Here is a 24,726-nt window from a genome sequence, read left to right on the forward strand (position 1 = left end):
CTCAGACCGGCAGGTCGGCCTGAGCCGGGCGCGCCGGCTCAGGCCGGCACGTCGGCCGTGGCGGGTTCGCCCAGCGCCGCCCGGCAGGCGTCCAGCCGTTCCCGGCTGTCCTCGTCGCCGGTCGCGGCCAGCACGAGCTCGTAGTCGGCGACGGCCTCGGCGTAGCGGCCCGACTCCTGGTGGACGACGGCCCGGTTGAACCGCATCTCGGGCGTGCCGCCCAGCTCGACCGCCCGGTCCAGGTCGTGGGCGGCCCCGGTGAGGTCCCCGGCCGCGTAGGCGAGCTCGCCGCGCAGCGCCCACGCCTCGGCGAGCCGATCGTCGCGTCCGATCGCGGCCGACAGCGCCTCGCGGGCCGCGGCGGGGTCGTCCCGCTCGGCGAGCAGCCGCCCCTTCAGGCACAGCAGGTGGGCGTTGTCCGGCGCGAGCTCCAGCCCCTCGGTGACGTCCCGCCAGGCGGCGTCGGTCTCGCCCAGGTCGCACAGCAGCCCGGCGCGGTTCACCCGGGCGTCGAGGTGGGCGGGGTCGAGTTCGATGGTGTAGCCGAAGTCGGCCAGCGCCCCGCGCACGTCGCCGAGTTCGAGGCGGGCGTCGCCGAGGTTGTAGTACGCCTCGGGGAACGGCGGCGACAGGCGCAGCGCGCGCTCGTAGGCGGCGATCGCCTCCTCGTCGCGGCCGAGCCGCCGCAGGATGTTGCCGACGTTGAAGTGGTGCTCGGGGAAGTCGGGGTCGAGTTCGACGACCTCGAGGTAGTCGCTCAGCGACTCCTCCAGCCTGCCCATCATGCCGAGGACCTGGGCGCGGTTGTAGCGCAGCACCGCGCGGTGCAGGGCGTGCTCGCCGGGTTCCAGCTCCCGGTCCAGCCGGGCCATGCCGTCCTCCAGCATCCGCAGCGCCTCGTCCGCCCGCTTCTGGCGCACCTCGACCAGCGCGAGACCGTTGTGGCCGAACACCGAGTGGAAGGCCCGCTTCTTCGGGTCCTCCACCAGCGAGGCGATCGCGATGGACATGTTCATCCACATCCGCGCCCGCTGGTAGTCGCGCCGCGGCTCGGGATAGTGCCGGGCGTACAGCATGGCGGTGCTGTAGGCCAGCTCCATGTGGACGATGGGGTCGGCGCTGACCGCCCGCGCCTCGTCGTAGATGGTCATCGCCTCGTCGGCCCGGCCGAGGGAGGCGAGCGTGGTGCTGGTGGCGTTGGTGAAGTGCCACCACAGCTCCTCCTGCGTCGACCGGTCCACCAGCGCCCTGCCGCGCAGGCCCAGGTCGGCCGCGGCCTGGTAGAGGCCGATGCCCCGGCAGTGGTCCATCGCCAGTCGCAGGGCGGCGAGGCCGGTGCCGGACGGGTCGGTGCCGTGCTCGGCGTGGTACGGGATCGCGCCCAGCGACAGGGAGAACTCGCCCCGGCCGGCCAGCGCCGCCGCCCGCTCGTCGTGCAGCCGCGCGCGTTCGGCGGCGGGCAGCGCCTCGTAGGCGGCGAGCAGCCGGGGATCGTCGCCGGTGCAGTCGCCCTCGACGTAGGCTCGCGCGGCAGCCGGCCCGTCAGCGGTCTCCGGTCCGGCCTCCGGAACGGCGGGGGCGTCCACCGGTACGGCGTGGCGGGCGAGGACACGCGCCAGGGAGATCGTGACCTCCCCCGGCGGGTCGGGGACAGGCTCGGGCCCGGTGCCGACGACGACGGTCAGCCCGTCCAGGTCCCCGCGGCGCAGCAGCACGGCGACGAGCTCCTGGTCGGTCGGGTCGGCGTGGTGCACGTTCTCGAAGACGAGGGTGCGGGGCCCTCCGCCCAGCGCCTCCAGGTGGTCGCGCAGCAGCTCGGCCAGGCCGTTGGCGATGTTCAGGGTGTGCAGCCGGGAGTAGAAGCGGGTGCGCTCCCCCTTGCCGGCCTGCCACTCCAGCGAGGTCCAGGCGGGCGGCACCAGGTGGGCCAGCTCCGGGGTGCTGGTCAGGATCTCGATGTTGTGGGCGGGCCCCAGCTCGGGCCGGCGTTCCAGCGCCTGCGGCGCGATCGCCCGCATCAGCGTGCCGGCCGCCGTGTACGGCCCGCGCAGCCGCCGGTGGGCGTCGAGCACCATCAGCACCGGCGGCAGGCCGAGTCCTTCCCGCAGCAGGTCGCGGTCGCGGCGCCGGGCGGCCCGGATCCAGTGGTGGTTACCCATGGTGCGTCCCTTTCAGGTGATGACGTGTTCGAGCCGCTGTCTCCGGTCGCGGTATCGCTCCCGGGCCGCCACCCAGGCGAGAACGACGAGCTGCGCGAGGATGAATCCGCAGAAGACGAGCGAGTCCAGCAGCTCCGGCCAGGACGCGCCGTGGCCGGTGAACCGGCCGAGGATCCCGGTGAACATCTCGTAGACGATCGGGGCGACCGCGACGAGGAACGTGGTCAGGCTCACCGTGTAGCCGGCGACGATCAGCCAGGAGTACCACCGGGCGACGCGCCGGTCGACGGGGTGCCAGTCGGACTCCTCGACGAGCCGGTCGCGCCGGCCGAGCAGCCGGTTCATCCGGTTGGCCAGCATCTGCCGGGCCGTGGTGTGCAGGTCGACGCAGCCCAGCGCGGTGGAGACGAGGACGTAGAGGTCGGTGCGGAGGTAGAGGGAGAACTGCCAGAGGATCCGGAGCAGCACGGCGAAGGCGAACGCCAGGCAGAACCGCCCGGCGAAGGAGAGCGCGCCCCCCGGCTGCCTGGTGAGGTCGGCCGTGATCGTCAGGACCGCCATCACGACCACGTCCGCCAGCATCCCGGCCACGATCGGCAGGTACCGTTTCCGCCGGGGCACCGCGACCAGCCCGTCCAGCGACGTCTCCAGCACGACGAAGTAGAACCTGCGGGAGATCCGCAGGCTGGAGCGCAGACCCAGCCGCCGTCCGGCGAGCGCGTGGAAGCTCTCGTGCAGCAGCAGCTGCGGGATGGCCACGACGAACAGCGCCGCCTGGATGACGGTGTAGTACTCGGTGAAGAAGACGTTGCGGTAGCTCGGCACCAGGTCGGGCCGGCGCGCCATCGCGACCACCGCCCACGCGACGACGGCCGCGTAGCAGATCCAGGCGGGGACGGAGAAGAGGGCCGCGCCGAGCCGCCGCCAGCGGACCGGCCGGTCGGGAGCGTACGGCCCGCCCGCCGCGCCGGTCTGCTCGCCGGGGTCGCCGGACGCGCCGGTCCCACCGGGCTCTCCGGGCTCGCGGATGAAGCCGAGTTCGCCGAGCGCCGCGACCAGGTCGTCGATGTCGGGGTCCTCGTGGTAGCGCTCGGCGTACCAGGCGGCCGCCGCGCGCGGGGGGAGTCCCTCCTGGAGTCTGCGCAGCAGTTCGGCTCCGTCCACCGGGAAGATCGCGTAGGAGTCGGTGTCCGGACGGCCGACCGTCACCTCCTCCCCGTCCTCCAGGTAGACCAGGGGATGCAGCGGGAGCGGCCGGTCGGGGTCGTGGCGGGTCGCGGGGCCGCCGGTCACGGCCTCTGCGTCGGTCAACGGGCAGCCCTCCCAGGTGGTGTCGCGCGAGGGTGGTGGACGAGGTCGTGCGACGAGCGGGACCACGAGCGGTGGGTCCCGCGGCGGTGGCTTTCCACGGCGGTGGCTTTCCGCGGCGGTGGCTTTCCGCGGCGGTGGCTTTCCGCGGCGTGGGGCGGAGCGCCGGGTGCGGGCGTGCCGTACCCGGCGCACCGCCGGGAGCCGACGTCAGCTCACGTTCTTGTAGATCGAGCAGGCGGCGGCGGTCAGGCGGACCGGGCCGGCCTTACGGATCTTGATCTTCTTCATCGTGCACCTCCTCCCGAGGTCCGAAGGTCGTTGCCAACGATGGCCGCCGCCGCTGGAGCGGTGTCGCCGCGGCACTGAACCCGGCGCGCGCACGGGCGGGCGGCGCGGCCAGTGAACCGTCAGTGAATCGCCAGTGGACCCGGCGCGGTCCTGCGGCGGGGCGGTCCCCCGGCGACCGGAAAGGGGAGTAAGTGACAGCGGTGATGGCCGGGATTGGACACATCACAATCTCGCCTTACTTTCCGTCAAAACATATGATTCTCCAGATTTCCGGCACTGACCGTGGGCTTTTTCAGGAGAGAAATGGCGAACATACGGTTCAGCCTGCTCGGTTCACTACGGGTATGGCGCGGGGATACCGAGGTTGCGATCAGCTCGGACAAACAACGGACCGTTCTCGCTCTGCTGCTGCTGAAGGCGGGGACGCCCGTCCACCGCCAGGAGATCATCGACGCCGTGTGGAGCGAGGGAGTCCCGGACTCCGTGGTCAACCTCGTCCAGACCTACGTGGGACGGCTGCGCCGCCGCGTCGATCCGTCCCACGTGGCCCGGTCCGGCGCCTCCTGGCTCGCCGGCCTGGGACCCGCGTACGCGATCCGGCTCGACCGGTGCGACACCGACCTGGTCCGCTTCCGGACGGCGGTGGCGCGGGCCGGACGGGCCGGCTCCCCCAGGGAGACCCTGGAGCTGTTGCTGCGCGCCCTGCAGCTCTGGCAGGGTCCGTGCCTGTCCGACCTCGGTCACGCGGTCCGGGGGCACCCCTGGGTCCGCGCGGCCGACCAGGAACGCGTGGACGTCCTGCTGGAGGCGGCCAAGTTCGCCCTCCAGACCGGTCTGACCTGCGAGGTCATCCCGCAGCTGCGGGCCGTCGCGGCGGCCGAGCCGCTGAACGAGGCGGTGCACTCCTGGCTCGTGCTCGCCCTCGCGGGAGCCGGGGCGCAGGCCGAGGCGCTGGCCGAGTACGAGGCGACCCGCAGGAGGCTGGCGGACGAACTCGGCATCGATCCCGGCCCGCAGCTGCGCGCGGCGCACCTTCAGGTGCTGCGGCAGGAGACGGGCCCGGCCTCCTCCTACGAACCCCGCGAGCCCTACGAGCTCTACGAGTCCTATGAGCCCGCCCCCTCCGGTGGAACGTTCCGCCCGTCCCTCCTCCCTCCCGACGTCGCCGACTTCACCGGGCGGGAGAAGACGGTCGGCCGGCTCCGCGGGGCGTTGACCTCCCGCGGCACCGGGTCCGTCGCCGTGGCGCTCGTCACCGGGCAGGGCGGCGTGGGCAAGACCGCAACGGCCCTGCACGTGGCCCACCGGCTGGGCGAGGCGTTCCCGGACGGCCAGCTCCACGCCGACATGCAGGGCTCCGGCACGTGCCCCGCGGACCCGTCACGGGTGCTGGCCCGGTTCCTGCGCGCCCTCGGCGTCCACGCGTCCGCCGTCCCCCACGACCTGGAGGAGCGGATCGACCTTTATCGCAGCCGGCTCGCCGGCCGCCGGATGCTCGTGGTGCTCGACGACGTCGCCGACCACGCGCAGGCCAGGCCGTTGCTGCCCGGCTCACCCACCTGCTCGGTCATCGTGACCAGCCGTTCCCGGCTGCCCGGCTGGCCGGGCGCCGCCCGCTTCGAGCTGGAACCGCTGGAGCCGGGGGAGGCGGCGGACATGCTGGCGAGCGTCCTGGGCCGCGAGCGCGTCGCCGCGGAACCCGAGGCCGCCGCGGAGGTGGCCCGGCTGTGCGGGCGCCTGCCGCTGGCGCTGCGGGCGGCGGGGACGCGGCTGGCCGGCCGTACGCACTGGACGCTCGCCCGGTTCGCCGAGCGGCTGGACCGCGACGGCCTGGACGAACTCGCCCTCGGTGACCCGGACGTCAGAACCGGCATCGCCGCCGGCTACCACCGGCTGGACGAGGCGGCGCGGCGGGCCGTCCGCCTCCTCGGCGTCCTGGACCTTCCCTCCTTCGCCCCGTGGACCATCGCGATGGCGCTGGAGACGTCCCAGGAGGCGGCGGAGGAGCTCGCCGACTCCCTCACCGACGCCCGCATGCTGGAGACCACCGAGCCGGACGCCGCCGGCCAGACCCGCTACCGGTTCCACGAACTCGTCCGCCGCTACGCCCGCGAGCAGGCCGTACTGGAGGAGAGCGACACCGCCGTCGACGTGGTGGTCATCCGCACGCTCGCCACCTTCCTCACCCTGGCGCAGGAGGCCGACGAGCGTCTGCCGTCGGCCCGGTACACCCCGATACGGGGCAGGGCGCCACGCTGGCCGCCCCCGGCGCGGGTCCGCGAGAAGCTGCTCGCCGACCCCCTCGCCTGGTTCGAGAGCGAGCGCGAATCCCTGGTCGCCGCCGTGCTGCAGGCGTCGGTCCGCGGTCTGGACGAGCTGTGCTGGGAGCTGGCCGCCGCGATGCTGAACGACGCGGCGCTGCGGTCGTCCTGGACCGGTGTGGAGCGGGCCCTCCGGGTCGCCCTGGCGGCCTGCCGCCGGTCCGGGGACCGGCTCGGCGAGAGCGTGGCGCTGCGTGGGCTGGCCGAAGCGCGGCGGGGGCGCGAGCACTGCCGGGAAGGGGACGAGGTTCTGGTGACGGCCCGGGGCGGAACGGAACAACCGCAGGGGCCTGCGGAGAATGACCCGCCGATGGCACGATCTACCTATGCCTGACCCATCTGTCGTCACGACGGTGATATCGACGGTAGGGACGCTTCTGGGCGCTCTGGGAGGAGTGGCGCTGACCCAGGGAACCTCCGCCCGGCGCGAAAGGCGCCAGGCGGAGCGCGACCGGCGCGACCGACGGTGCGACGAGCTCCAGCGGGCGTGCGCGAACCTGTCCGAATCAGCCGCACAGCTTAAAATGACGATCGAGATCGCGGCCCAGCGTCACTGGCGGGACATGGACGTCAGGCTAGGCGCCGTCCAGGAACACGCGACGGCCACGGGGCTGCACGCCGCACAGGTGTCGCTGACGGCCCCCGAGGAGGTGGCGTCCGCCGCGCTGGCCCTGGCCGAGTCGGCCGGCCGGAGCGCCGCCACCGCGGTGAAGTCGATCGACCTGGCCTTCCAGGACGACATCTGCCTGGGCGGCCAGATGAGGAGCGCTCCCGACCTGCGTGACCTCGACGCCCGTCTCGCCGCCTTCCAACTCGCCGCCAGGCGCGAGGTGACCGGCGGCCCGGAGACGGGGAACACGCCGGACCCCGGCGCGGAGCGACGCCGGGGCGGAGAGGTGACGCGCCGGGCGGAGTGAACGCCGTACGGCTTCGCGCCGTCATGGCCCCGGATCGTCACGGTACGGCTCGTCCGGCTCCGAGGCCGCCAGCAGTCCCAGAGCGACCTCGCGCCGGTGAGGCGGCAACGGCGGGCCGGCGGCCGTCAGCGCCCTGCCCGCGAGGTCGGCGGCGCCGGCCCGGTCTCCCTCCGCCGCCCGTGCCCGCGCGCCGTACAGCAGTACGGAACCCTCGTGTGGAGCGTCGGCGAGCACGGCGGCCAGTTCGCCGTCGGCGGCCCCGAAGTCGTGCAGCGTGGCCAGCGCGAAGGCACGGGCCGCCCGGGTGACGGGTTCCGCGCGGTGCGGCACCCGGTCCAGGTCGCGCAGCGCCTCCTCGGCCTCGCCGAGGTCGGCGAGGATCTCCCCGCGTACGCGCAGGGCGTCCGGCGTGTTCCCGTCGACGGCCAGCACCCCGTTGAGCACCGCCACAGCGGCCCGCGAGCGGCCCAGCTCCCCGAGCGCCCGCCCGAGCTGGGTCTGCACCGTCAGGTCGTTGGGCACCCGCTCGACGGCCGCGCGCAGCAGAGTGAGGGCGAGAGCTCCGTCCCCCTGCCGCAGGCGCAGCCGGCCGGTCGCCGCCAGCAGCCGTCCCACCGCGGAGGTGTCCCCCAGGGCCTCGAACATGGTCGTGGCCGTGTCGTAGGACCGGACGGCCGCCTCCAGGTCGCCCTCCTCGCAGGCGATGTTGCCGAGCAGGGACCACGCCTCGGCACGCGGGCGCAGCTCGTCGTCACCGGCTTCCACGATCCTGCGGACATGCCCGCGCGCGAGCGCGGTCTCCCCCCGGGCGAGGGCCTGGACCGCGGCGTGCAGCGACGCCGCGGAGGACGTCGGCGCCGGAGGAACCGCCGGAACCGGGCCGCCGGCGGCGAGTCCGCGGACGACCGCGGCGAGACGGTCGTCGTACAGCGTGTACTCCCGCGAACCGGCCGCGCCCGCTTCGGACCGGAGGAGATGGAGGGCGGCCAGTGCCCGCAGCACGGAGCCGGGCACGCCGGACGCCTCCGCCTCCCGTTCGCCGACCTGCGCGCGTCCGGAGGGACCGGCGGTGAGCGCCCGTCCCAGCCAGTTGAGCAGCCGTTCGGAGTACAGGTCATGATCAGTGGCGACCCCGGAGACGACGCGCCGCCAGGTTTCGCCGAGGAACCGCTCGGCACCGCCCTCCCGGCGCAGGTGCGGTCCGGTGATGACGTCGGCGCCGGAGAACGTCTCCCACAGCGAGGAGCACGCCATCTGGACCAGCGCCGGGTACACCGCATCGGCCGGGGAGGCGACCGGTCTTCCTATGTCGTCGAGGAGCGTCACCGAGCGGAGGTCGTCGACCAGTTCCTCCGCCGCGCCGGGCGCGAACGGACGGCCCCGGGACTCCGAAGGGCCGCGGACCGCCCGTGTCGCCGCGTCGCGGTCCAGGGGCGCCAGGACGACCTCCGAGCCTGCGGCCGCCCCGAACCGGGCGCGGTAGGGCTCGAAGAGGTCGGCGAACTCCTCCCCGCCCGCGAGCAGCAGGTGCAGTCCCGGATGGTCGTCCAGAGCCGCGGCGAGCTCGCCGACGAACGCGCCGACGTGCCGCCGGTCCTCGCGGTCGTTGAACAGCTCCTCCGCCTGGTCGATGGCGGCCATCAGCGGCCCCGAGGCGGTGAAGCGGCCGGTGACCGCCTCGTATCTGCGCAGGTGTCCGGAGATCGTCGTCGCGGCCAGTCGAGCCGGCGACTCGTGGGGGAACCAGGACGCCAGCAGTGCGAGGACGTAGGGGTTGTGCTCGGGCAGCGCCACGATGGGGAAGGAGGATGCGTACGTCAGGCGGCCGAGGGGGAGGATCCGCATCCGCTCCGGCGCCAGCAGCGGGCGGACGCCAGCGTTCAGCAGCGAGGTCTTGCCGACCCCCGGTCCCCCGGTGAGAAGGGTCAGCCGGTCGGCTTTCCAGAGCCCGGCGACCTGCCGGGACTCCCGTTCCCGCCCGAAGAACAGGCGGCTCTCCTCGGTACGGAACGCGCGCAGGCCGATGTAAGGACCGTGGTCCACGGTATCGATCAGAGTCTCAACGGTCACATCGATCCCATCCGGTGCAATACAACCACTCGTCGACCGAATCCTGCGTCACTGCCGAAATAGCGGAGCGGTGTCCCGAGTGACCAAATGGAATGTGTGCACGAGTTTTACGCATCCTTGCTTCCGCCTCATCCGCGCGCGCCCATCGGGAGCACGGCTTCCGCCGTACCGCGAGCGGACGATGACACGCCGGCTCCGCTGACCGCGGAGCGGGCATCGACCGCACCCTCATCACCCACCTGTCATCGACGGGACCCGTCCGCGGCGCGCGGGGCGTCACACGGACGACTGGTGACCCGCGACCGGGTCGGCGTCCCGCTCCTCGACCTCCATGAGCCTACGAAGCGCATGCGCCAGGGCGGTCTCGTCGAGCCGGTCGAGATCTCTCAGAGAAAGCCCCGAGACGTCGATGAGCCCACTGTCCCGCGTGACGTCTTCATCCGACATAGGCGCTCCCGTCACCTTCGCTCCCGGTGCTCCGCTCCTCTATCTTCGCACGCCGCCCGACCATGGTCACGCGCCCGTTTGCGCATGTCCAAATTCGGTCGAATGTCGCAGATAAATTCACATGCAATGATTAATCGTATCATTCTGGACAACGGGGGCGACGCCCTCTATATTCCCCCACAGCAGACACCGATGAAACGCCCGCCTCTTCGACGATCGGGGGGTCGCGCGCTTAGGATGGCCATTGTGAAGGCTGAACACGGGCGTATTCCACACGTTTGGGGCAAAGTACCCCAGCGCAACATGAACTTCACGGGCAGGGAAGACCTTCTCTCCCGTCTGCGCGAAGGCATCACGATGGACGTCACCGCCGTTCTGCCTCACGCGCTCCACGGCATCGGCGGCGTCGGGAAGACTCAGCTCGCCGTCGAGTACGCCTATCGCTACCAGGGCGACTACGAGCTCGTCTGGTGGATCTCCGCCGACCAACCCCTCCTCGTACGCTCGTCGCTCGCCGCCCTCGCACCCCACCTCAAGCTGCCCTCGGCGGCGGTCACCGGCATCGAGGACGCCTCCGCCGCCGTCCTCGACGCGCTGCGTCGGGGCGAGCCCTACTCCCGGTGGCTACTCATCTTCGACAACGCCGACCAGCCCGAGGACATCAACGAGATCATCCCTCGAGGCCCCGGGCACGTGTTGATCACCTCCCGCAACCACCGGTGGGAGGGAGTCGTCGACACGCTCGCCGTCGACGTCTTCGACCGGGCGGAGAGCGTGGAGTTCCTCAACCGCCGCGTGCCCAAGGCCATCAGCACCGTCGACGCGGGCCGTCTGGCCGATGAGCTGGGCGACCTGCCGCTGGCGCTGGAGCAGGCCGGCGCCCTGCAGGCCGAGACGGGAATGTCCGTCGACGAGTACCTCCGGCTGCTCACCGAGAAGACCAGCCAGTTGCTGGCCGAGAGCAAGCCCTCGGAGTACCCCCTGTCGATGACCGCGGCGTGGTCGCTATCGGTGGAGCGGCTGAAGGAGCAGCTCCCCGAGGCGGTCGAGCTGCTCCGCTGCTGCGCGTTCTTCGGCGCCGAACCCATCCCCCGAGATGTGTTCCGGCCGCTGTCCGGCGACACGGCCGACGTGGACGGCCCGCAGGCCGCCGGCGCCCTGCGCCGTATCCTCGGCAACCCCATCCTGCTCAGCAGGGCCATCCGGGAGCTCGGCCGGTTCGCCCTGGCCCGCATCGACTCCCCCAGCCGGACCATCCAGGTGCACCGGCTGATCCAGGCGCTGATCCGCGACGAGCTGACCGCCCGGGAGCAGGCCCGCTACCGCGGTGAGGTCCACCTCCTGCTCGCCGCCGGAGCGCCGCTCGACCCCGACGACACGGCCAACTGGCCGCGATACGCCGACCTCCTCGCCCACGTGACGCCGGCGCTGGTGCCGGAGAGCAGGAACCCTGCCGTCCGGCGGATGGCGCTGGACCTCCTCCGCTACCTGTTCGTCTCCGGCGGCTACCAGTCCGCGCGCGCCTTCGCCGAGCAGTTCCTGCAGCGCTGGCGGGCAGATTCAGACCCCGACCACCCCGACGTGCTGGCCGCGCAGCGGCATCTGGGCGACGTCCTGCGCGAGTTGGGCGAGTACCGCGAGGCGTACGACCTCAACAGCCGGACGCTGGAGCAGATGACGCGGGTCCTGGGACCGGACCACCCACAGACGCTGGTCGTCACCAACATCCACGCCGCCGACCTGCGCGCCCGAGGCGACTTCGCCGCGGCTCTGGAAGTCGACGAGGAGGCCCGGCGGCGGCACGAGGCGGTACTCGGCCCGGTCCACCCCTGGACACTCAACATGATGAACAACCTCGCGGTCGACTACGGCCTGATCAGCCGGTACCAGCGGGCCCGCGAGCTGCACGAGGACACCTACCTCCTTCAGCAGCAGAACGTCGGCGTCAACGGCGTCAGCAGAACCGACGTGCTCTCCTCCTGGAACGGCCTGTCCCGGGTGGTGCGGTTGTGCGGCGACTACCCCGAGGCCCGTGACCTGGGTGAGGACGCCCACGCCTACGGCGTGCAGGAACTCGGCGCCGAGCATCCCTGGACGCTCCGCACCGCCAAGGACCTGTCCATCGCTCTGCGGCGGACCGGCCGGATCCCAGAGGCCATCGAGCTCGCCCGGGACATTCTCTCCCGCTACGAGCGGATCTTCGGCAAGGACCACCCGGACACCCTCGCCGCCGCGATGAGCCTGGCCAACGCGCTGCGCAGCAACGGCGACATCGATGACGCCTTCCACCTCGCCGAGGACACCCTCGAGCGGTACCCCGCCGTCTACGGCGCGGACCACCCCTACCGCCACGGCTGCGCCGGCAACCTGGCCGTACTGCGCCGGGTGCGGGGTGACGTGATCGGTGCCCGCGACCTCGACCGGGCCTCGCTCGCCGCCCTGGACGCCCGGCTCTCGCGCGACCACCACTACAGCCTCACCATCGCGACCAACCTCGCCACAGACCTGGTCATGCTGGGGGAACTGGACGAGGCCATCCCACTGCGGCGCGACACCCTGGAGCGGTTGCGGACCATCCTCGGCCGCGAGCACCCCGTCGCCCTGGCGGGCGCGGCGAACCTCGTGGCCGACCTGTACCGGGCGGGTGCCGAGGGGGAGGCGAAGAGTCTCTCCGAGGAGACCCTGGACGCCTACGCCCGGACCCTCGGGCCCGACCATCCGGATACCAGGGTCGCCCTGGAGGGCAGGCACCTCGACCTCGACTTCGACCCTCCGCCGATCTGATCCGGACCCGCCGGATCCCGCCCGGTCCGCCCTGATGAGCGGACCGGGCGGGTCGTGTGTGCCGGGCAGTAGGCGGGTGGGTGACCCGGGCGCGCCCCGTGAGCCACGCGGACGGGCCGTACCGGGCCGGTCAGGGCGAACCGTTGCGCAGGCGCCAGTCCCGCCGGTGCCGTTCGGCGGCGCGGCGGGCGAGCCCGAGAGCCGTGTCCGGCACCGACTCCCCGCACCAGCCGGCCAGCGTCCGGCCCATCGCGGAGACGAACGCCGTCCCCTCGGGGGTCAGCGCCCCGCTCGCCGTGAGCGTCCGCACGGCCTCAGCCGCGGCGTCCCGCCAGCGGGCGAACTCGGCGTTCGCCCTGATCGCCGAGTTCCCGTATTCGTGAAGGCGCTGACGTCGCCAGAACCCGGCCACCCCCAGGTGCGCGTAGACCCCCTGCAGCAGGCCGCTCACCGGCCGAGGGTCGTCGCGCCACGGCGCGTAGTAGCGTGCCCCGGTGTCCGGCAGGGTCAGCGGCACCAGATCGAGCAACGCCGTGAGCTTGGCGTGCTGGACCTCGTGGGCCAGCGTCACGGCCAGCACCCTCTCGTCCTCCGGCGTGGAGAGCGCCACGCAACCGAACGTCTCCCGGGACGACACGCTCACCTGCCCGCTCGCCGGTGGAGCCAGCGGTGCCAGCACCCTGACGATCTCGCCGATCTCCGCGGCGACGGTCCAGTGGTGCTTGACGAGCAGCTCCCACGCTCCGTCGAGGAGCGTCCACCAGTTCCCGGCCTCGGCTCCCGTCAACCGGCCGGCCGCGGTCGTCGCCGCGGGCAGGCAGTGCGCGTCCACGTCGTCGAGGAGCAGCTCGATCCCGGTCCCTCCCACCTCGGCTGACAACCGGCGCACGCCATGCCAGCCCGGGGCGTCGGTCCGATGGTCCGCCGGCACCCGCACGCGGTCGTCACCGGCCATGATCTCCGTCTCACGATGCGGAGTGACCCGCACGACCGCGCGGTCAGCGTCCCCGCCGGGGACCAGGACGGCACGGCCGAGAGTGGGCAGCACGACGGTCCCCTCATGAAGGGGCACCTCGATGACGGCCGCGAAACCCGCCCTGATCGCCGCCGCGACGGCGACGGCCGCGAGGCCCTCGGGAACGGCCGGGGCCCGCTGCGGACTCCCGCCGTCCGGAGCCGCCGCCCCGGCGTGCAGAGCGCGCAGCGTACGGCGGGCCCACGCGCCCGTGCCCGGATGCCGGATCACCGCCTCGGTCTCCGCGGGCGCGTGGGCCTGCACGTCCGCGAGCAGGTCGTAGGCCCGGCGGACCCGGGCGGCCTGAGGGTGGCCGGTTCCGGCCGCGGCGTCCACGACCCCGCGGATCAACAGGATGTGCCTGCTGTGCTGGGCTGCGGCCAGGTCGCGGACCGCGGCACCGCCGCCTCCCGCCGCGAGAGCCCGGAAAACGGTCTCTCCTAGGCGGTGCGCGCCGAGGTTCATGGGCGGCCCAGCCGTACGGCCAGATCCGCCTCGACGACCCGCTTCACATGGGTGACCAGGCGAAACAGGTCCGGGCAGTAGACCGACGGGTTGGCGAACCCGGTGCCGGACCGATAGCGATGCGCGTACAGTCCCGCCCCGCACACCCGGTGCACCGGGCAGGCCAGGCACGTCGCCGACAGCGCCCCGGTTCCGAGTTGCCTGGCCACCACCGCCGGCAGCGACAGCGCCGCGTCGAAGGGGTCGCGGTCCACGTGCAGACCGGTGTGCGGAGCCCCGTGATAGGCGGACTTCAGCACATCGGACTGCTCGATGCTTCCATCGGTCTCGATGACCAGCACTCCCACCGGTGAGAGCCCGATCGCCTCGCTGGTGGACGCCCCGCCGAAGAGGAGATGGAGGATCTCACCGAACAGACGCACCCGCGTCCTCTGCCGGGGCTCCCGGTACCACCGGTCGAAGACCGCGACGAGCCAGTCCCCGTACGGCGTGGCGGAGCGGTCCGGCCCGCGGCCCGGCGGCGGGTCGTCCCAGTTCCCATGGGGAAGCAGCAGGTCGATGACCGGCGGCCGGAACTCCACCAGGGCCTCGTAGGTGTCCAGCGGGTCGTTGCGCAGGTCCACGGCGCACAGCAGGCCGGCGAACAGGTGCCGGTGACGGGGGCTCGTCAGCCGTTCGAGGGCGGCCCGCACGGACGCGTGGCTGCCTCCGCCGTCCGCGCGGCGGCGGTGCCGGTCGTGCGCCTCGGCCGTGCCGTCCAGGCTGACCCCCACCCGGACGCCGAGCTCGTCGAACAGGCGGAGGTAGTCCTCGGTGAGGCGGACCGCGTTCGTCTGGACGACCACGTCCGTCCGCGCGGAGGAGCCGATCTCCGCTCGCAGGGCGTCCACCAGGCGGCGGATCGCCGTGGGCCCGGCGAGCAGGGGCTCACCGCCGTGCAGCACGACCCGGATCGCGGTCAGCCCGTGGGACCGTACGTGCTCGGCGACGCGGGCGGCGACCCGGTCGAGGGTCTGCGGGGACATCCGGACGGGGCGGGAGCGCCACGTCTGGTCCGCCATTTCGTAGACGTAGCAGTAGTCGCACGCGAGGTCGCACCGGCTGTGGATCTTGACGATGAACTCCCGGAACGGGGTGGGGCGCCAGCCCGCCGCGGTCAGGGCCGGAACGTCCAGTGTCGCGGGCCATTCCTTCCCGCCCTCGGCGGAGAAGGGCCGCTGGGCACGCATGGCCACGCGCGATCCGCCTCTCGTCCGCGATCCGCCCGAGCGGCCGGGTTCGCCGCCGTCCTGTCCGTTCTGTTTCGAGGATCGCAAAACTCAGAGTCAGACACAATACGCTAAACCCCATCAAAACCCGATGCCCTCCCTTCTTCCCCAAAGGTGACTCCTTTCCCGCGGCACTTATCTGCGAGCCGGAGAAGCGAGGAGATGAGAGAAAAGAGAAATCGGAGTAACGGCCTTTTCATATCCGGCGTCCGAAACCCCGCTCCCGGGGGACGGGGCATGGGGACGGACGCCGTCTAGACGTCGGGCCAGCCGAGGGGGTGGGCGGCGCCCACCGGCGGCTCGCCGCCCGCCTCGTTGAAGGCGGTCATCGCCGAGACGAGGGCGTGGCGCTGGCCGGCGGACATCCGGGAGACGATGTCGGCGATCTCCTGGCGGCGGTGGGCGGTGACCTCGTCGACGATGCGCCGCCCCTCCTCGGTGAGGCGCATCAGGGTCTCCCGCCGGTTCCGCGGATTGACCTCGCGGACCACCAGCCGGGAGGCGGCGAGGCGGTCGGCCATCCGCATCGCCGTCGAGGGGTTGACGTTGAGCCGCTCCGCCATCGTGACGAGCTTGGTGTCCCCGTGGCCCGCCAGGACGACGAGCATGCGGAACTGCGGCAGGGTGACCTTGTCCTCGACCGCGCCGAGGGACCGGGCGGCGATGGCGACGAGCAGGCGCGAGCCGGTGAGCACCGCCGAGACGACCGCGGAGGGGTCCTCCCCGTCCGTGCCCACCCGGCTCGCCTGATGCTCCGACATAGGTTCTGTTCTACACGGCGGGTCCGTCAGACCCGTCTTCACCTGGCCTGTTCCACCGCGGGCGTCGCCGCCCACCGGCCCCGCGCCGCCCCGGCCGTCCCGACACCCTCGCGGGTCCCGATCCGCCGCGCCCGGTCGCCCCGGGCGTCGTCACCTGTCCTCCCGGAACGGCGCCAGGTGCTCGGCGGCCTCGTCGACCGTCGCGTACGCCCGGAGCTCCCGGGTCAGGCCGGTGAGCGCGAGCAGGCGGGCGAAGCGCGGCCGGACCCCGCTGAGAACCAGCCGCCCGCCCGCGGCCAGCACGCCGCGCAGCCCGCCCACCAGGACGCTCAGCCCCGACGAGTCGCAGAAGAGGAGCTCCTCGGTGTCGATGACGATATGCGGCGGGGTGATGAGCGCCATCGCCTCCGAGAGGCGTGCCCGCAGGAGGGGCGCCGCGGCGAGGTCGAGCTCGCCGGCCAGACGCAGGATGACGACGTCGCCGCGCAGCCCGGTGGTCACGGAGAAGGCGGCAGGTCGACCGTGGCCCGTTCTTTCCCGCACGACATCCTCTTCGCCCGCTCGTCTGGGCGGCGGTCGCGCCCGAGCGGCCCTTCGTCCGTTTCACCCTGGACCGTCCGCGTGCGGCCCGAGCGGCTTGCCGATCCATCATTGCACAGTGCAATTGAACCGGGAAAAGGCCCCCCGACCAGGCCGCGCCCCTGTCGCGCGCTCGGTGACCAGCGGGTTCACCGCGGTGCGGGCCTCCCACCGCATCAGGGCGGGCCGGGGGCGACCGGTATCCGCCGGATAACGATTCGCTGTCACCGCCATCCCGGCGGAGCCCGCGACCGTCTCAGAGAAGCATGAAGATGCTGATGCTTCGGCTGGCCCACACCCTGCGCATGATGCGGGCGCGGACTCTGACGAGCCACCTCCCGGCCACATCCCTGGAGTATCTGTACGTTCATTTCGGCCGCGAGATCCTGGCCAGGGCCGCCACGGACCGGGCCCTGTCCGACGCGATCGCCCGCGAGGTCGCCGTCATCGACGAGACCCTGCGGCGGGAGGGCGACCGCCCCGGCCCCGTTGAGCTGCGTTCCTTCCTCATGGGGTACGGCCAGGGCGTGATCGACTCGGCCGTGATCCGCCCGGACCTCGTCGCCCAGGACACGAGCTGCGAAGGCCCCTACCCCAGCTCCGTCGTACGGCTCGGCGCGCTCAGCCAGAAGGCGTTCGCCGACGGCCTGCTCCGGCTCCGGCCCGGAGTCTGACGAACCGCCTCCGCCGGGGCCGGCGGGGTTCCGCTTCCGCCACGACACCGTCCGGGTGCAGGCCGCGCTCACGGGCCGCCCGGGTGGTCAGGCGCTCCGGGCGGTCCAGCGTCCCGGGCGGTCGGGCGGTCGCGGCCCGGACGCCCGGCACGGTCACGGGCCCTCCAGGCGGCCGGGCGCTCCGGATGCTCCGGGCGGCCCCACCGCCTGGAGCGCCGCGCCGCGCTCCTCGATCCGCCGTTCGGCCCAGTCCGCCCACTCGCGCTGCATGGCGCTGAAGCGCAGGCCCCATTCCAGGGCGAGCCGGCCGTAGAACGCCAGGTCGTCCTCCTCCGCCGAGACGGCGTCGCTCAGCGCCGCGAGGTCACGCCCGGACCGCTCGGCGGTCTCCGCCAGCCGCCGCAGGTAGGCGCGCGCCTGCTCGGGCTCGACCTGCCCCAGGAAGAACACGCGCAGGAGCGTCTCGCTGCGGCCCGTCCGCACCGGCGCGACCTCCGTCAGCCAGTGCCGGAGCTCGGCGCGGCCGGATTCGGCGATGGCGTACTCCTTGCGGCCCCTCGGCCCCTCGGCGACCACCTCCACCAGGCCGGCCTCCGCCAGACGGCCCAGCTCCGCGTAGACCTGGCTCTGGGTGGCGGGCCACACGTTGGCCAGTGAGACATTGAAGATCTTCAGCAGGTCGTAGCCACTGGCGGGCTCTCCGGACAGAAGGCCCAGCAGCGCGTGTCGAAGGCTCATGAGCCCACCCTATATTCCTGCGTTGACATGTCGTGACAGGAGGTTCTAGTCTCGACATGTCTAAACAGGAACGTCAGGAGCCCCCACATGGTCCGCAGTCTGCTCGGCTTCCTTCCGTGGATCGCCTACGCCGTCGTCGCCACGAGCGACGAGTGGCGCTACGGCGCGATCCTGGGGCTCGTGATCGCCGCCGGGGTGATCGTCGCCGACCGCCGGACCGGCAGCACGTGGGACCAGATGGTGATCGAGGTCAGCGCCGCGGTGTTCTTCCTGCTGGTCACCCTGCTCTCCTTCGCCGACCCCGGCTCCCCGCTCATGCCGTACGGCCCGGCCCTGGTCAACGCCTGGCTCGCGCTCACCGCCTGGGGGTCGCTGGCCGTGCGCAGGCCGTTCACCCTCGGCATCGCCCGCCGGACGACCCCGCCCGAGGTGTGGCGGACCCCGCTGTTCCTCCGGGTCAACGCCGTCATCACCATGGTGTGGGGGGCGGCTTTCACCGCCGCCGCCGTCACGCTCGCCGTCCTGCTCCACGAGGCCCCGCACGCGACCGCCGCCGTCGTCGCCGTCAAGGTCCTCAGCTTCGCCGCCCCGGCGGTCTTCACCGTCCGCTACCCGAAGGCCGTCGCCCGGCGCCACCGGGCCGCCGGCCACGCCGCCGACCGGACCACCGGCCGGACGACCGACCACGCCACCGGCCACACCGCCTGATCCGCACGAACCGAGACCGCGAGATCCGGAGCCGCACATGACCACCGAGACACCGTTCTACCTGGCGGGCCACCTCGCCCCCGTCCCCGACGAGATCGACGCCGCCGACCTGCCGGTCACCGGCGCGCTCCCGGCCGAGCTGACCGGCCGCTACCTCCGCAACGGCCCCAACCCGCTGCCCGGACAGGACCCGGGCCACTGGTTCACCGGCCACGGGATGCTCCACGGCGTGCGGCTCCGCGACGGCCGCGCCGAGTGGTACCGCAACCGCTGGGTCCGCACCCGGCGCCTCACCGAGGGCGCGCCCTTCATCCACGTCGACGGCACCGTGGACCGCACGGCCGTCCCCGCCAACACCCACGTCGTCCACCACTCCGGCAGGATCCTCGCGCTCGTCGAGAACGGCCTGCCGTACGAGGTGACGCCCGAGCTGGGCACGGTCGGGCCGTGCGACTTCGGCGGCCGGCTCACCACCGCGATGACCGCGCACCCCAAGCAGGACCCGGTCACCGGGGAGCTCCACTTCTTCGGGTACGGCTTCACCGCCCCCTACCTGACCTACCACCGCCTGTCGGCCGGCGGCGAGCTGGTGGAGAGCCGGGTCGTGGACGTGCCGGGGCCGACCATGATGCACGACTTCGCGATCACCGAGCACCACGTCGTGTGGCTGGACCTGCCCGTCGTCTTCGACATGGAGCTCGCCGGACGCGGCGGCCTGCCGTACCGCTGGGACGACGCCTACGGCGCCAGGATCGGCGCGATGGACCGCGCGGGGCGGGTGACCTGGTTCGAGGTCGACCCCGGCTACGTCTTCCACGTCGGCAACGCCCGCGAGGACGCCGCGGGCCGGATCACGCTGGACGCCGTCCGCTACTCCCGCGACGCCTTCACCGGGATCTGGCCTCTCGTCGGCGGCGGCCCCGACCCCGCCTCCCGCACCGGCGGCGCCGTGCTGCACCGCTGGACGCTCGACCCGGTGAGCGGCACGGCCGCCGAGGAGCAGCTCGACGACCGCCCCGTGGAGTTCCCCACGCTGAACGACGCCCACGTCGGGAGGGCGAGCAGGTTCCGCTACGCGGTCTCGTCCGGCGCGGTGGTCAAGTACGACACCGAGACCGGCACGAGCCGGGCCGTCGAGCTGGACGGGCGGCCCGGCGAGACGGTCTTCGTGCCCGCCTCCGCCGCCCGGTCCGAGGACGACGGCTGGCTGCTGTCGATCGTCACCGACCGGCGGGGCGAGAGCTCCGAGCTGCTCGTCCTCGACGCCGCCGGGCTGGACTTCACGGCCTCCGTACGGCTCCCGCGCCGCGTCCCTGCGGGCTTCCACGGCTCCTGGATCCCCGACGGGAACGACTGAACCGTGCTCATGGCGACGCTGCGCGTCGCGGCTCGGGGGCTCTTGATCCGGTGTCTTCCCTCGTCTCTCCGCCGCTTCGCGGCTGCGTTCCTCAGTCCAGACACCGGCGCCCCCTCGCGGGCTCATGGCGACGCTGCGCGTCGCGGCTCGGGGGCTCTTACCCGGTGCCTTCCCTCGTCGATCACTCGCTGCGCTCCCTGTTCATGGCGACACTGCGCGTCGCGGCTCGGGGCTCTTGACCCGATGTCTTCCCTCGTCACTCCGCCGCTCCGCGGCTGCGTTCCTCAGTCCAGACACCGGCGCCCCTCGCGGGCTCATGGCGACACTGCGTGTCGCGGCTCGGGGCTCTTGACCCGGTGTCTTCCCTCGTCACTCCGCCGCTCCGCGGCTGCGTTCCTCAGTCCAGACACCGGCGCCCCTCGCGGCTCTCCTCAGTCCAGGCACCGGCGCCCCCGAGCGGGTCCAGAACGCCGGCGCCCCCGAGTGGGTCCGTGGACCGTCCGGAGGCTCACCGGGGCGGACGGGCCGGGCGGCGCGCCCGCCACTCCCGCGAACCTCACGTTGAGACCCATGACGATCACTCTCCGATACGATCGGATCCCTGTCATGATCATCGGAACACGGTCTCGACGTGGGGAGAGACGTGAAGAACCACAATCGGGCGAGCCTCGCCCACCAGATCCGGTACGCCCTCCGCCGCCCCGGGCGGATCCCCCGGCACCTGCGGCGCGCGACCAGGAACGCCTGGCTCCGGCTGCGCACCTCCGACCATGTCGGCTACTACCGCGCCATCATGAGGTCCGACGCCGCCCGCGGCGCCCACGCGGCCGTCGGCGGCAAGGCGCACCGGCGCTGGCTGGCCGCCGGTCAGATGCAGTTCGACTACCTCGTACGGCACGGCCTCGCACCCGGCCACCGCATGCTGGAGATCGGCTGCGGCAACCTGCGCGCCGGACGCCTGTTCATCGGCCACCTGGGCACCGGCGACTACTACGGCGTGGACATCTCCCCCGACATCCTGTTCGCCGCCCAGGACGTCGTCGCCGGCCACGGCCTGCGCGAGAAGCTCCCCCACCTCACCGTGATCAGGGACATGCGCTTCGACTTCCTGCCCGACGCGATGTTCGACGTGGTGCACGCGCACAGCGTGTTCTCCCACTCCCCGCCCGAGGTGATCGAGGAGTGCTTCGCGCACATCGGGCGGATCATGAAGCCGGACGGCTGGTTCGACTTCACCTTCGACCGTACCGAGGGCGAGGAGCACCAGGTCCTCGGCGAGGACTTCTACTACCGCACCGAGACCCTGGTCACCCTCGCCGGGAAGCACGGCCTGCGGGCGACGTTCATGGACGACTGGGAGAGGCTCTCCCACAGGCAGTCCAAGATCCGTATCACGTTCCCGGACCGTGTCACCGCCGATCTCCCCCGTCCGGGCGTCGCGGCGGTCCCTCCCCAGGCTCCCGCCGCCGGGGTCCAGCGCTGACGGCTCCGGATCCGGAGAACCCGGGCGGCTCCTCAGGCCACGGCCCGACGGTAGGCGCCCGGAGTCACCCCGTAACAGCGGACGAACCACCGGGTCAGATGCCCCTGGTCGGTGAACCCGGTCTCCGCCGCGGCGTCGGCGATCGGCACGCCGCCAGCCAGCAGGTCGCGGGCCGCCCGCAGGCGGAGCTGCCGCCGGTAGTCGCTCGGCGCCATGCCGTACACCGCCCGGAAGGCGCGGTAGACGGCGAAGCGGCTGGAGCCTGCCGCCACGGCCAGCTCGTCGGCGGTGATGTCGGCCCGGTAGTCCGCCCGCAGCGCCTCGGCCGCCCGCGCGGCGAGGACTGCCGCGCCGCGGGAAGCCGGGGCCCCGCGGCTCCACCGGGGACCGGAGGCGGGGCCCGAAGCGGCGGCGCGGGCGGCCATGGCGCGTACGGCGGCGTCGAGCAGCTCGTCGCGGAGCAGCGCGGGAGCCCCGCCGAGCAGCGCCGCGTGCAATCGGCGCAGCGCCGTCGCGAGGACCGGGTCGTGGACGACCGGATCGGGGAACAGCGGAAGACCCACCGGGCGGCCCGCGGCGTCGGACAGCGCGCCGGCGACGAGTTCGGGGGCGAGGTGGACGATCCGGTAGGTGAACCCCAGCTCGTCGCCGGCCCGGCCGTCGTGCGGCTCGTCGGGGTTGAACGCCAGCACCATCCCAGCCGTGCTCCGGTGTCGCCCGCCCCGGCAGGTGAACGCCTGCACCCCGGCGTCGGTGACCCCGAACGAGTAGGTCTCGTGGCTGTGACGGTGGTAGGTGTGCCGCTCGAAGTGGGCGTGCATCGCCTCCAGCCCCGGGCGGGGCGATCTCCAGTACCGGGACCAGTCACGCGGCATGCGTCCATTGTCCCGCCTGAACCGCCCGAACCGCCCGTGCCGCCTGTCCTGTGGTCCCGTCTGCCGGACCTGACCCTCCCTGCCCGCCTGCCCCGCTGTTCCGCCGTCCGACCCGTCCCGCCCTCCTGCCGTCCCGCCGGCCCGCCGGCCCGCCGCACGAGCGTCCAAGACCCGGCGGGGACCGCGCGGTCAGGCTGGGCCCATGCGTTTCGATACGAAGATCGGCATCGTGGTGCGCGAGGACCTCGCGGTCTGGCAGAAGCTCAACGTCACGGCCTTCCTGGCGAGCGGGGTGGCCGGCGGGGAGCCGCGGGTGACGGGCGAGCCGTACGCCGACGGGTCGGGCAACTCCTACCTCGCGATGTTCCGCCAGCCCGTCCTCGTCTACGCGGCCGACGCCCCGGGTCTGGCCGCCGCCCACTCCCGGGCGCTGGCCCGCGGCCTCGATGTGGCCCTCTACACCGAGGAGCTGTTCAAGACCGACAACGACGAGGACAACCGGGCGGCGGTGCGCGACGTGCCGGCCGAGGAGCTGCGCCTGGTCGGCATCGCGGTCCACGGACCGCGGAACGCCGTGGACAAGGCCCTCAAGGGACTTCGCCTGCATCAGTGAGCCGCACCGCGGCGGGTCCGGCCCGGCCGGCCGGACGGGCCCTCTCGGCCCAGCGTACGGCCGGGCCCGTCGCCAGGCCCGCCAGCAGGAACAGCCCGCCCAGCGCGAACCAGCCCGGGGCGCCCCAGCCCACGACCATCGTGGTGAGCAGCAGGGGGCCGAGCATCCTGGCGACCGCCGTGCCCGCGCCGTAGAAGCCCTGGTACTGGCCCTGCCGGTCCGCGGGGGCCAGGCCGAACCCGATCTCCCAGGCCCCCGGCGCCTGCATCAGCTCGCCGGCCACCTGCAGGCAGGCGGCCACCACCAGGACCGCCCCGGCCGCCCAGGCGGAGGGGACGGCCGCCGACAGCGCGAACACCGCGCACGAGGCGAGCATCGTCGCGCCGGCCCGCCGTACCGAGCGGGCGGCGGAGGCGAGGCCGGTCACCCGGCGGGCCGTCCGCACCTGGAACAGCACCACGCCCGTCGTGTTCAGCACCAGCAGCGCCGAGACCGTCCAGCCCGGCGCCCGGGTGTGCTGGGCGATCCACAGCGGGACGACCAGGCTGAGCATCGGCATGTACAGCAGCATGACCGTGTTCAGCAGGGTCACCAGGGCGTACGGCCGGTCACGCAGTACGGCCAGCGCGGGCTCTCCGGGCGGGGCGGGCGGCGCGGGCGGCACGGCGGGGAGGCGGAGCAGCACCAGCGCCGCCACCAGGAAGCTCGCCGCGTCCATCGCGAACACCGCCAGGTACGCCTCGCGCGTCCCCGCGTACAGGGCCAGCCCGCCCAGCGCCGCGCCGACCGCCAGCCCGGCGTTCACCGTGGCCTGGAGGTACGCGCGGACCCTCGTCCGCTCCCCGGGTCCCACCAGCGCGGCGAGCAGGGCCTGCCGGGCGGCGGCGAGGCCGCACTGGCAGCACCCGTACAGGCAGGCCGCCACCACGAAGGCGCCGAACGAGCCGGCGAGGAGGAACCCGGCGACCGCCGCGCCGGTCGCCACGGCCAGCAGTACGGCGACCCCCCGGGGCCCCCGGCGGTCGGCCAGGTGCCCGAGCGGGACCCCCGCGGCGAACCCGGCGGCCCAGCCGAGGGTCAGGCCGAACCCGACCTGCTCGGGGGAGAGCCCGGCGACGCGGGTGAAGTACAGCGCCGAGCACACGTAGTACGCGCCGTCGCCGAAGGAGTTGGCGAGCTGCGCCAGCGCCAGGACGCGCGGCGTCCCGGGAGGCGGGATGATCCGGCCGGCCATGTCCGCCTCCCGCTCAGCGGGTGACCGGCGGGCGCGTGCGGCTCCGCTTCAGCTCGAAGAACCCGTCGGCGGAGGTGACGAGCAGGACGCCGTCCCAGAGGCGCCCCGCGTCCTCACCGCGCGGGATCGGGCTCACCACCGGCCCGAAGAAGGCGTTGACCGTGCCGTCCGGGCCGTGCACGTGGATCGCGGGGGTGCCGAGGTCCTCGCCGACCGGCCCGAGGGCTGCGCGGTTGGCGGCCTCCAGCTCCCCGTCCAGGTCGTCCGTGCCGGCGGCGTCGGCGAGTTCGGCGGGCAGGCCGGCCTCGGCCAGCGCGGCGAGGTAGAGGTCGCGGCCGGGCGGCGTCCTGTCGTGGTGGAGGCGGGTGCCGAGCGCGGTGTAGAGGTCACGGGTGGCGGCGGCGCCGTACTTCCGCTCGGCCGCGAGCGCCACCCGCGCCGGGCCCCACGCCTGGGCGAGCCACCCGACGTACCACTCCTCCAGCCCCTCGCGACCCTCGTTCAGCACCGCCAGGCTCATCACGCGGAAGCGGACCTCCACCTCGCGGACCCGCTCGACCTCCAGCAGCCACCGGGAGGCGATCCAGGCCCAGGGGCACTTCGGGTCGAACCACATGTCGACCGTCGTCATCTCGTCTTCCTCCTCATCGGGCACGCGC

20 protein-coding genes are annotated in these 24,726 nt (G+C 73.2%); 8 read left to right on the top strand and 12 right to left on the bottom strand.

From position 1 onward, the window contains the following. Positions 1-38: 38 nt before the first annotated feature. Together ACZ6W9_RS21105 and ACZ6W9_RS21110 are read right to left on the bottom strand one after the other, a co-directional pair. Positions 39-2,159 (bottom strand): tetratricopeptide repeat protein, encoded by a 2,121-nt coding sequence (locus tag ACZ6W9_RS21105; RefSeq protein WP_389966721.1) that lies wholly within the window; start codon positions 2,157-2,159, stop codon positions 39-41. Between the two features lie 12 nt (positions 2,160-2,171). Beyond that, complete coding sequence (locus tag ACZ6W9_RS21110; RefSeq protein WP_389966724.1) at positions 2,172-3,470, bottom strand: hypothetical protein; 1,299 nt, start codon at positions 3,468-3,470, stop codon at positions 2,172-2,174. A gap of 591 nt (positions 3,471-4,061) precedes the next feature. Here ACZ6W9_RS21110 and ACZ6W9_RS21115 point away from each other — a divergent pair. After that, positions 4,062-6,413 carry an AfsR/SARP family transcriptional regulator gene (locus tag ACZ6W9_RS21115; RefSeq protein ID WP_470119171.1) on the top strand — a complete coding sequence of 784 codons (2,352 nt, stop codon included), beginning with the start codon at positions 4,062-4,064 and terminating at the stop codon, positions 6,411-6,413. Then, a complete protein-coding gene (locus ACZ6W9_RS21120) occupies positions 6,406-6,996 on the top strand; it encodes a hypothetical protein (RefSeq protein ID WP_470119173.1) in 591 nt (196 codons plus the stop codon). Before ACZ6W9_RS21115 ends, ACZ6W9_RS21120 begins: the two co-directional genes overlap by 8 nt. Positions 6,997-7,017: 21 nt before the next feature. On the opposite strand, the gene ACZ6W9_RS21125 is transcribed toward ACZ6W9_RS21120, so the two are convergent. Together ACZ6W9_RS21125 and fxsA are read right to left on the bottom strand one after the other, a co-directional pair. Then, positions 7,018-9,039, bottom strand: coding sequence for an nSTAND1 domain-containing NTPase (locus tag ACZ6W9_RS21125; RefSeq protein ID WP_470119175.1), 2,022 nt, complete (start codon positions 9,037-9,039; stop codon positions 7,018-7,020). A 303-nt stretch (positions 9,040-9,342) separates the two neighbouring features. Further along, entirely contained in the window at positions 9,343-9,513 is a 171-nt protein-coding gene (fxsA, locus tag ACZ6W9_RS21130; protein WP_362941308.1) for an FxSxx-COOH cyclophane-containing RiPP peptide, read from the bottom strand. Between the two features lie 237 nt (positions 9,514-9,750). On the opposite strand from fxsA, the gene fxsT reads away from it, so the two are divergent. Next, positions 9,751-12,297: an FxSxx-COOH system tetratricopeptide repeat protein gene (fxsT, locus tag ACZ6W9_RS21135; protein ID WP_470119177.1), complete on the top strand. Its 2,547-nt coding sequence runs from the start codon at positions 9,751-9,753 to the stop codon at positions 12,295-12,297. A gap of 130 nt (positions 12,298-12,427) precedes the next feature. On the opposite strand, the gene ACZ6W9_RS21140 is transcribed toward fxsT, so the two are convergent. From ACZ6W9_RS21140 to ACZ6W9_RS21155, 4 genes are all read right to left on the bottom strand, one after another. Then, positions 12,428-13,777 carry an HEXXH motif domain-containing protein gene (locus ACZ6W9_RS21140; protein WP_362941314.1) on the bottom strand — a complete coding sequence of 450 codons (1,350 nt, stop codon included), beginning with the start codon at positions 13,775-13,777 and terminating at the stop codon, positions 12,428-12,430. Next, positions 13,774-15,006 carry an FxsB family cyclophane-forming radical SAM/SPASM peptide maturase gene (locus ACZ6W9_RS21145; RefSeq protein WP_470119434.1) on the bottom strand — a complete coding sequence of 411 codons (1,233 nt, stop codon included), beginning with the start codon at positions 15,004-15,006 and terminating at the stop codon, positions 13,774-13,776. The genes ACZ6W9_RS21140 and ACZ6W9_RS21145 overlap by 4 nt, the downstream gene beginning before the upstream one ends. A 293-nt stretch (positions 15,007-15,299) precedes the next feature. Beyond that, positions 15,300-15,806: a MarR family winged helix-turn-helix transcriptional regulator gene (locus ACZ6W9_RS21150; RefSeq protein WP_362941317.1), complete on the bottom strand. Its 507-nt coding sequence runs from the start codon at positions 15,804-15,806 to the stop codon at positions 15,300-15,302. 150 nt (positions 15,807-15,956) lie between these two features. Continuing rightward, a complete protein-coding gene (locus ACZ6W9_RS21155) occupies positions 15,957-16,349 on the bottom strand; it encodes an anti-sigma factor antagonist (RefSeq protein ID WP_362941320.1) in 393 nt (130 codons plus the stop codon). Positions 16,350-16,657: 308 nt separating this feature from the next. Between ACZ6W9_RS21155 and ACZ6W9_RS21160 the strand changes: the two genes are divergently transcribed. Then, the gene (locus ACZ6W9_RS21160) at positions 16,658-17,059 is read left to right on the top strand and encodes a hypothetical protein (RefSeq protein ID WP_362941322.1); all 402 of its coding nucleotides are present in this window, start codon (positions 16,658-16,660) and stop codon (positions 17,057-17,059) included. A 153-nt stretch (positions 17,060-17,212) separates the two neighbouring features. Here ACZ6W9_RS21160 and ACZ6W9_RS21165 read toward each other — a convergent pair whose 3' ends face one another. Next, the gene (locus ACZ6W9_RS21165) at positions 17,213-17,797 is read right to left on the bottom strand and encodes a PadR family transcriptional regulator (RefSeq protein ID WP_470119180.1); all 585 of its coding nucleotides are present in this window, start codon (positions 17,795-17,797) and stop codon (positions 17,213-17,215) included. An 87-nt stretch (positions 17,798-17,884) separates the two neighbouring features. Here ACZ6W9_RS21165 and ACZ6W9_RS21170 point away from each other — a divergent pair, with 87 nt between their 5' ends. The 3 genes from ACZ6W9_RS21170 to ACZ6W9_RS21180 all read left to right on the top strand — a co-directional run bounded on the left by ACZ6W9_RS21170 (position 17,885) and on the right by ACZ6W9_RS21180 (position 21,345). Beyond that, positions 17,885-18,505 (top strand): hypothetical protein, encoded by a 621-nt coding sequence (locus tag ACZ6W9_RS21170; protein ID WP_389966757.1) that lies wholly within the window; start codon positions 17,885-17,887, stop codon positions 18,503-18,505. Between the two features lie 37 nt (positions 18,506-18,542). Beyond that, positions 18,543-19,862, top strand: coding sequence for a carotenoid oxygenase family protein (locus tag ACZ6W9_RS21175; protein WP_389966760.1), 1,320 nt, complete (start codon positions 18,543-18,545; stop codon positions 19,860-19,862). Between the two features lie 643 nt (positions 19,863-20,505). After that, positions 20,506-21,345, top strand: coding sequence for a class I SAM-dependent methyltransferase (locus tag ACZ6W9_RS21180; RefSeq protein WP_389966763.1), 840 nt, complete (start codon positions 20,506-20,508; stop codon positions 21,343-21,345). 32 nt (positions 21,346-21,377) lie between these two features. On the opposite strand, the gene ACZ6W9_RS21185 is transcribed toward ACZ6W9_RS21180, so the two are convergent. Next, complete coding sequence (locus ACZ6W9_RS21185) at positions 21,378-22,220, bottom strand: AraC family transcriptional regulator (protein ID WP_389966766.1); 843 nt, start codon at positions 22,218-22,220, stop codon at positions 21,378-21,380. Positions 22,221-22,422: 202 nt separating this feature from the next. Between ACZ6W9_RS21185 and ACZ6W9_RS21190 the strand changes: the two genes are divergently transcribed. Continuing rightward, the gene (locus tag ACZ6W9_RS21190; protein WP_362946545.1) at positions 22,423-22,833 is read left to right on the top strand and encodes a DUF2000 domain-containing protein; all 411 of its coding nucleotides are present in this window, start codon (positions 22,423-22,425) and stop codon (positions 22,831-22,833) included. Here ACZ6W9_RS21190 and ACZ6W9_RS21195 read toward each other — a convergent pair. Both ACZ6W9_RS21195 and ACZ6W9_RS21200 read right to left on the bottom strand, forming a co-directional pair. Next, the gene (locus ACZ6W9_RS21195) at positions 22,808-24,067 is read right to left on the bottom strand and encodes an MFS transporter (protein ID WP_470119183.1); all 1,260 of its coding nucleotides are present in this window, start codon (positions 24,065-24,067) and stop codon (positions 22,808-22,810) included. The two genes, ACZ6W9_RS21190 and ACZ6W9_RS21195, sit on opposite strands and share 26 nt — an antisense overlap. A gap of 13 nt (positions 24,068-24,080) precedes the next feature. Continuing rightward, positions 24,081-24,698: a mycothiol-dependent nitroreductase Rv2466c family protein gene (locus ACZ6W9_RS21200; RefSeq protein WP_470119184.1), complete on the bottom strand. Its 618-nt coding sequence runs from the start codon at positions 24,696-24,698 to the stop codon at positions 24,081-24,083. Positions 24,699-24,726 lie beyond the last annotated feature (28 nt).

This window comes from Streptosporangium sp. NPDC053982 (assembly GCF_055585205.1).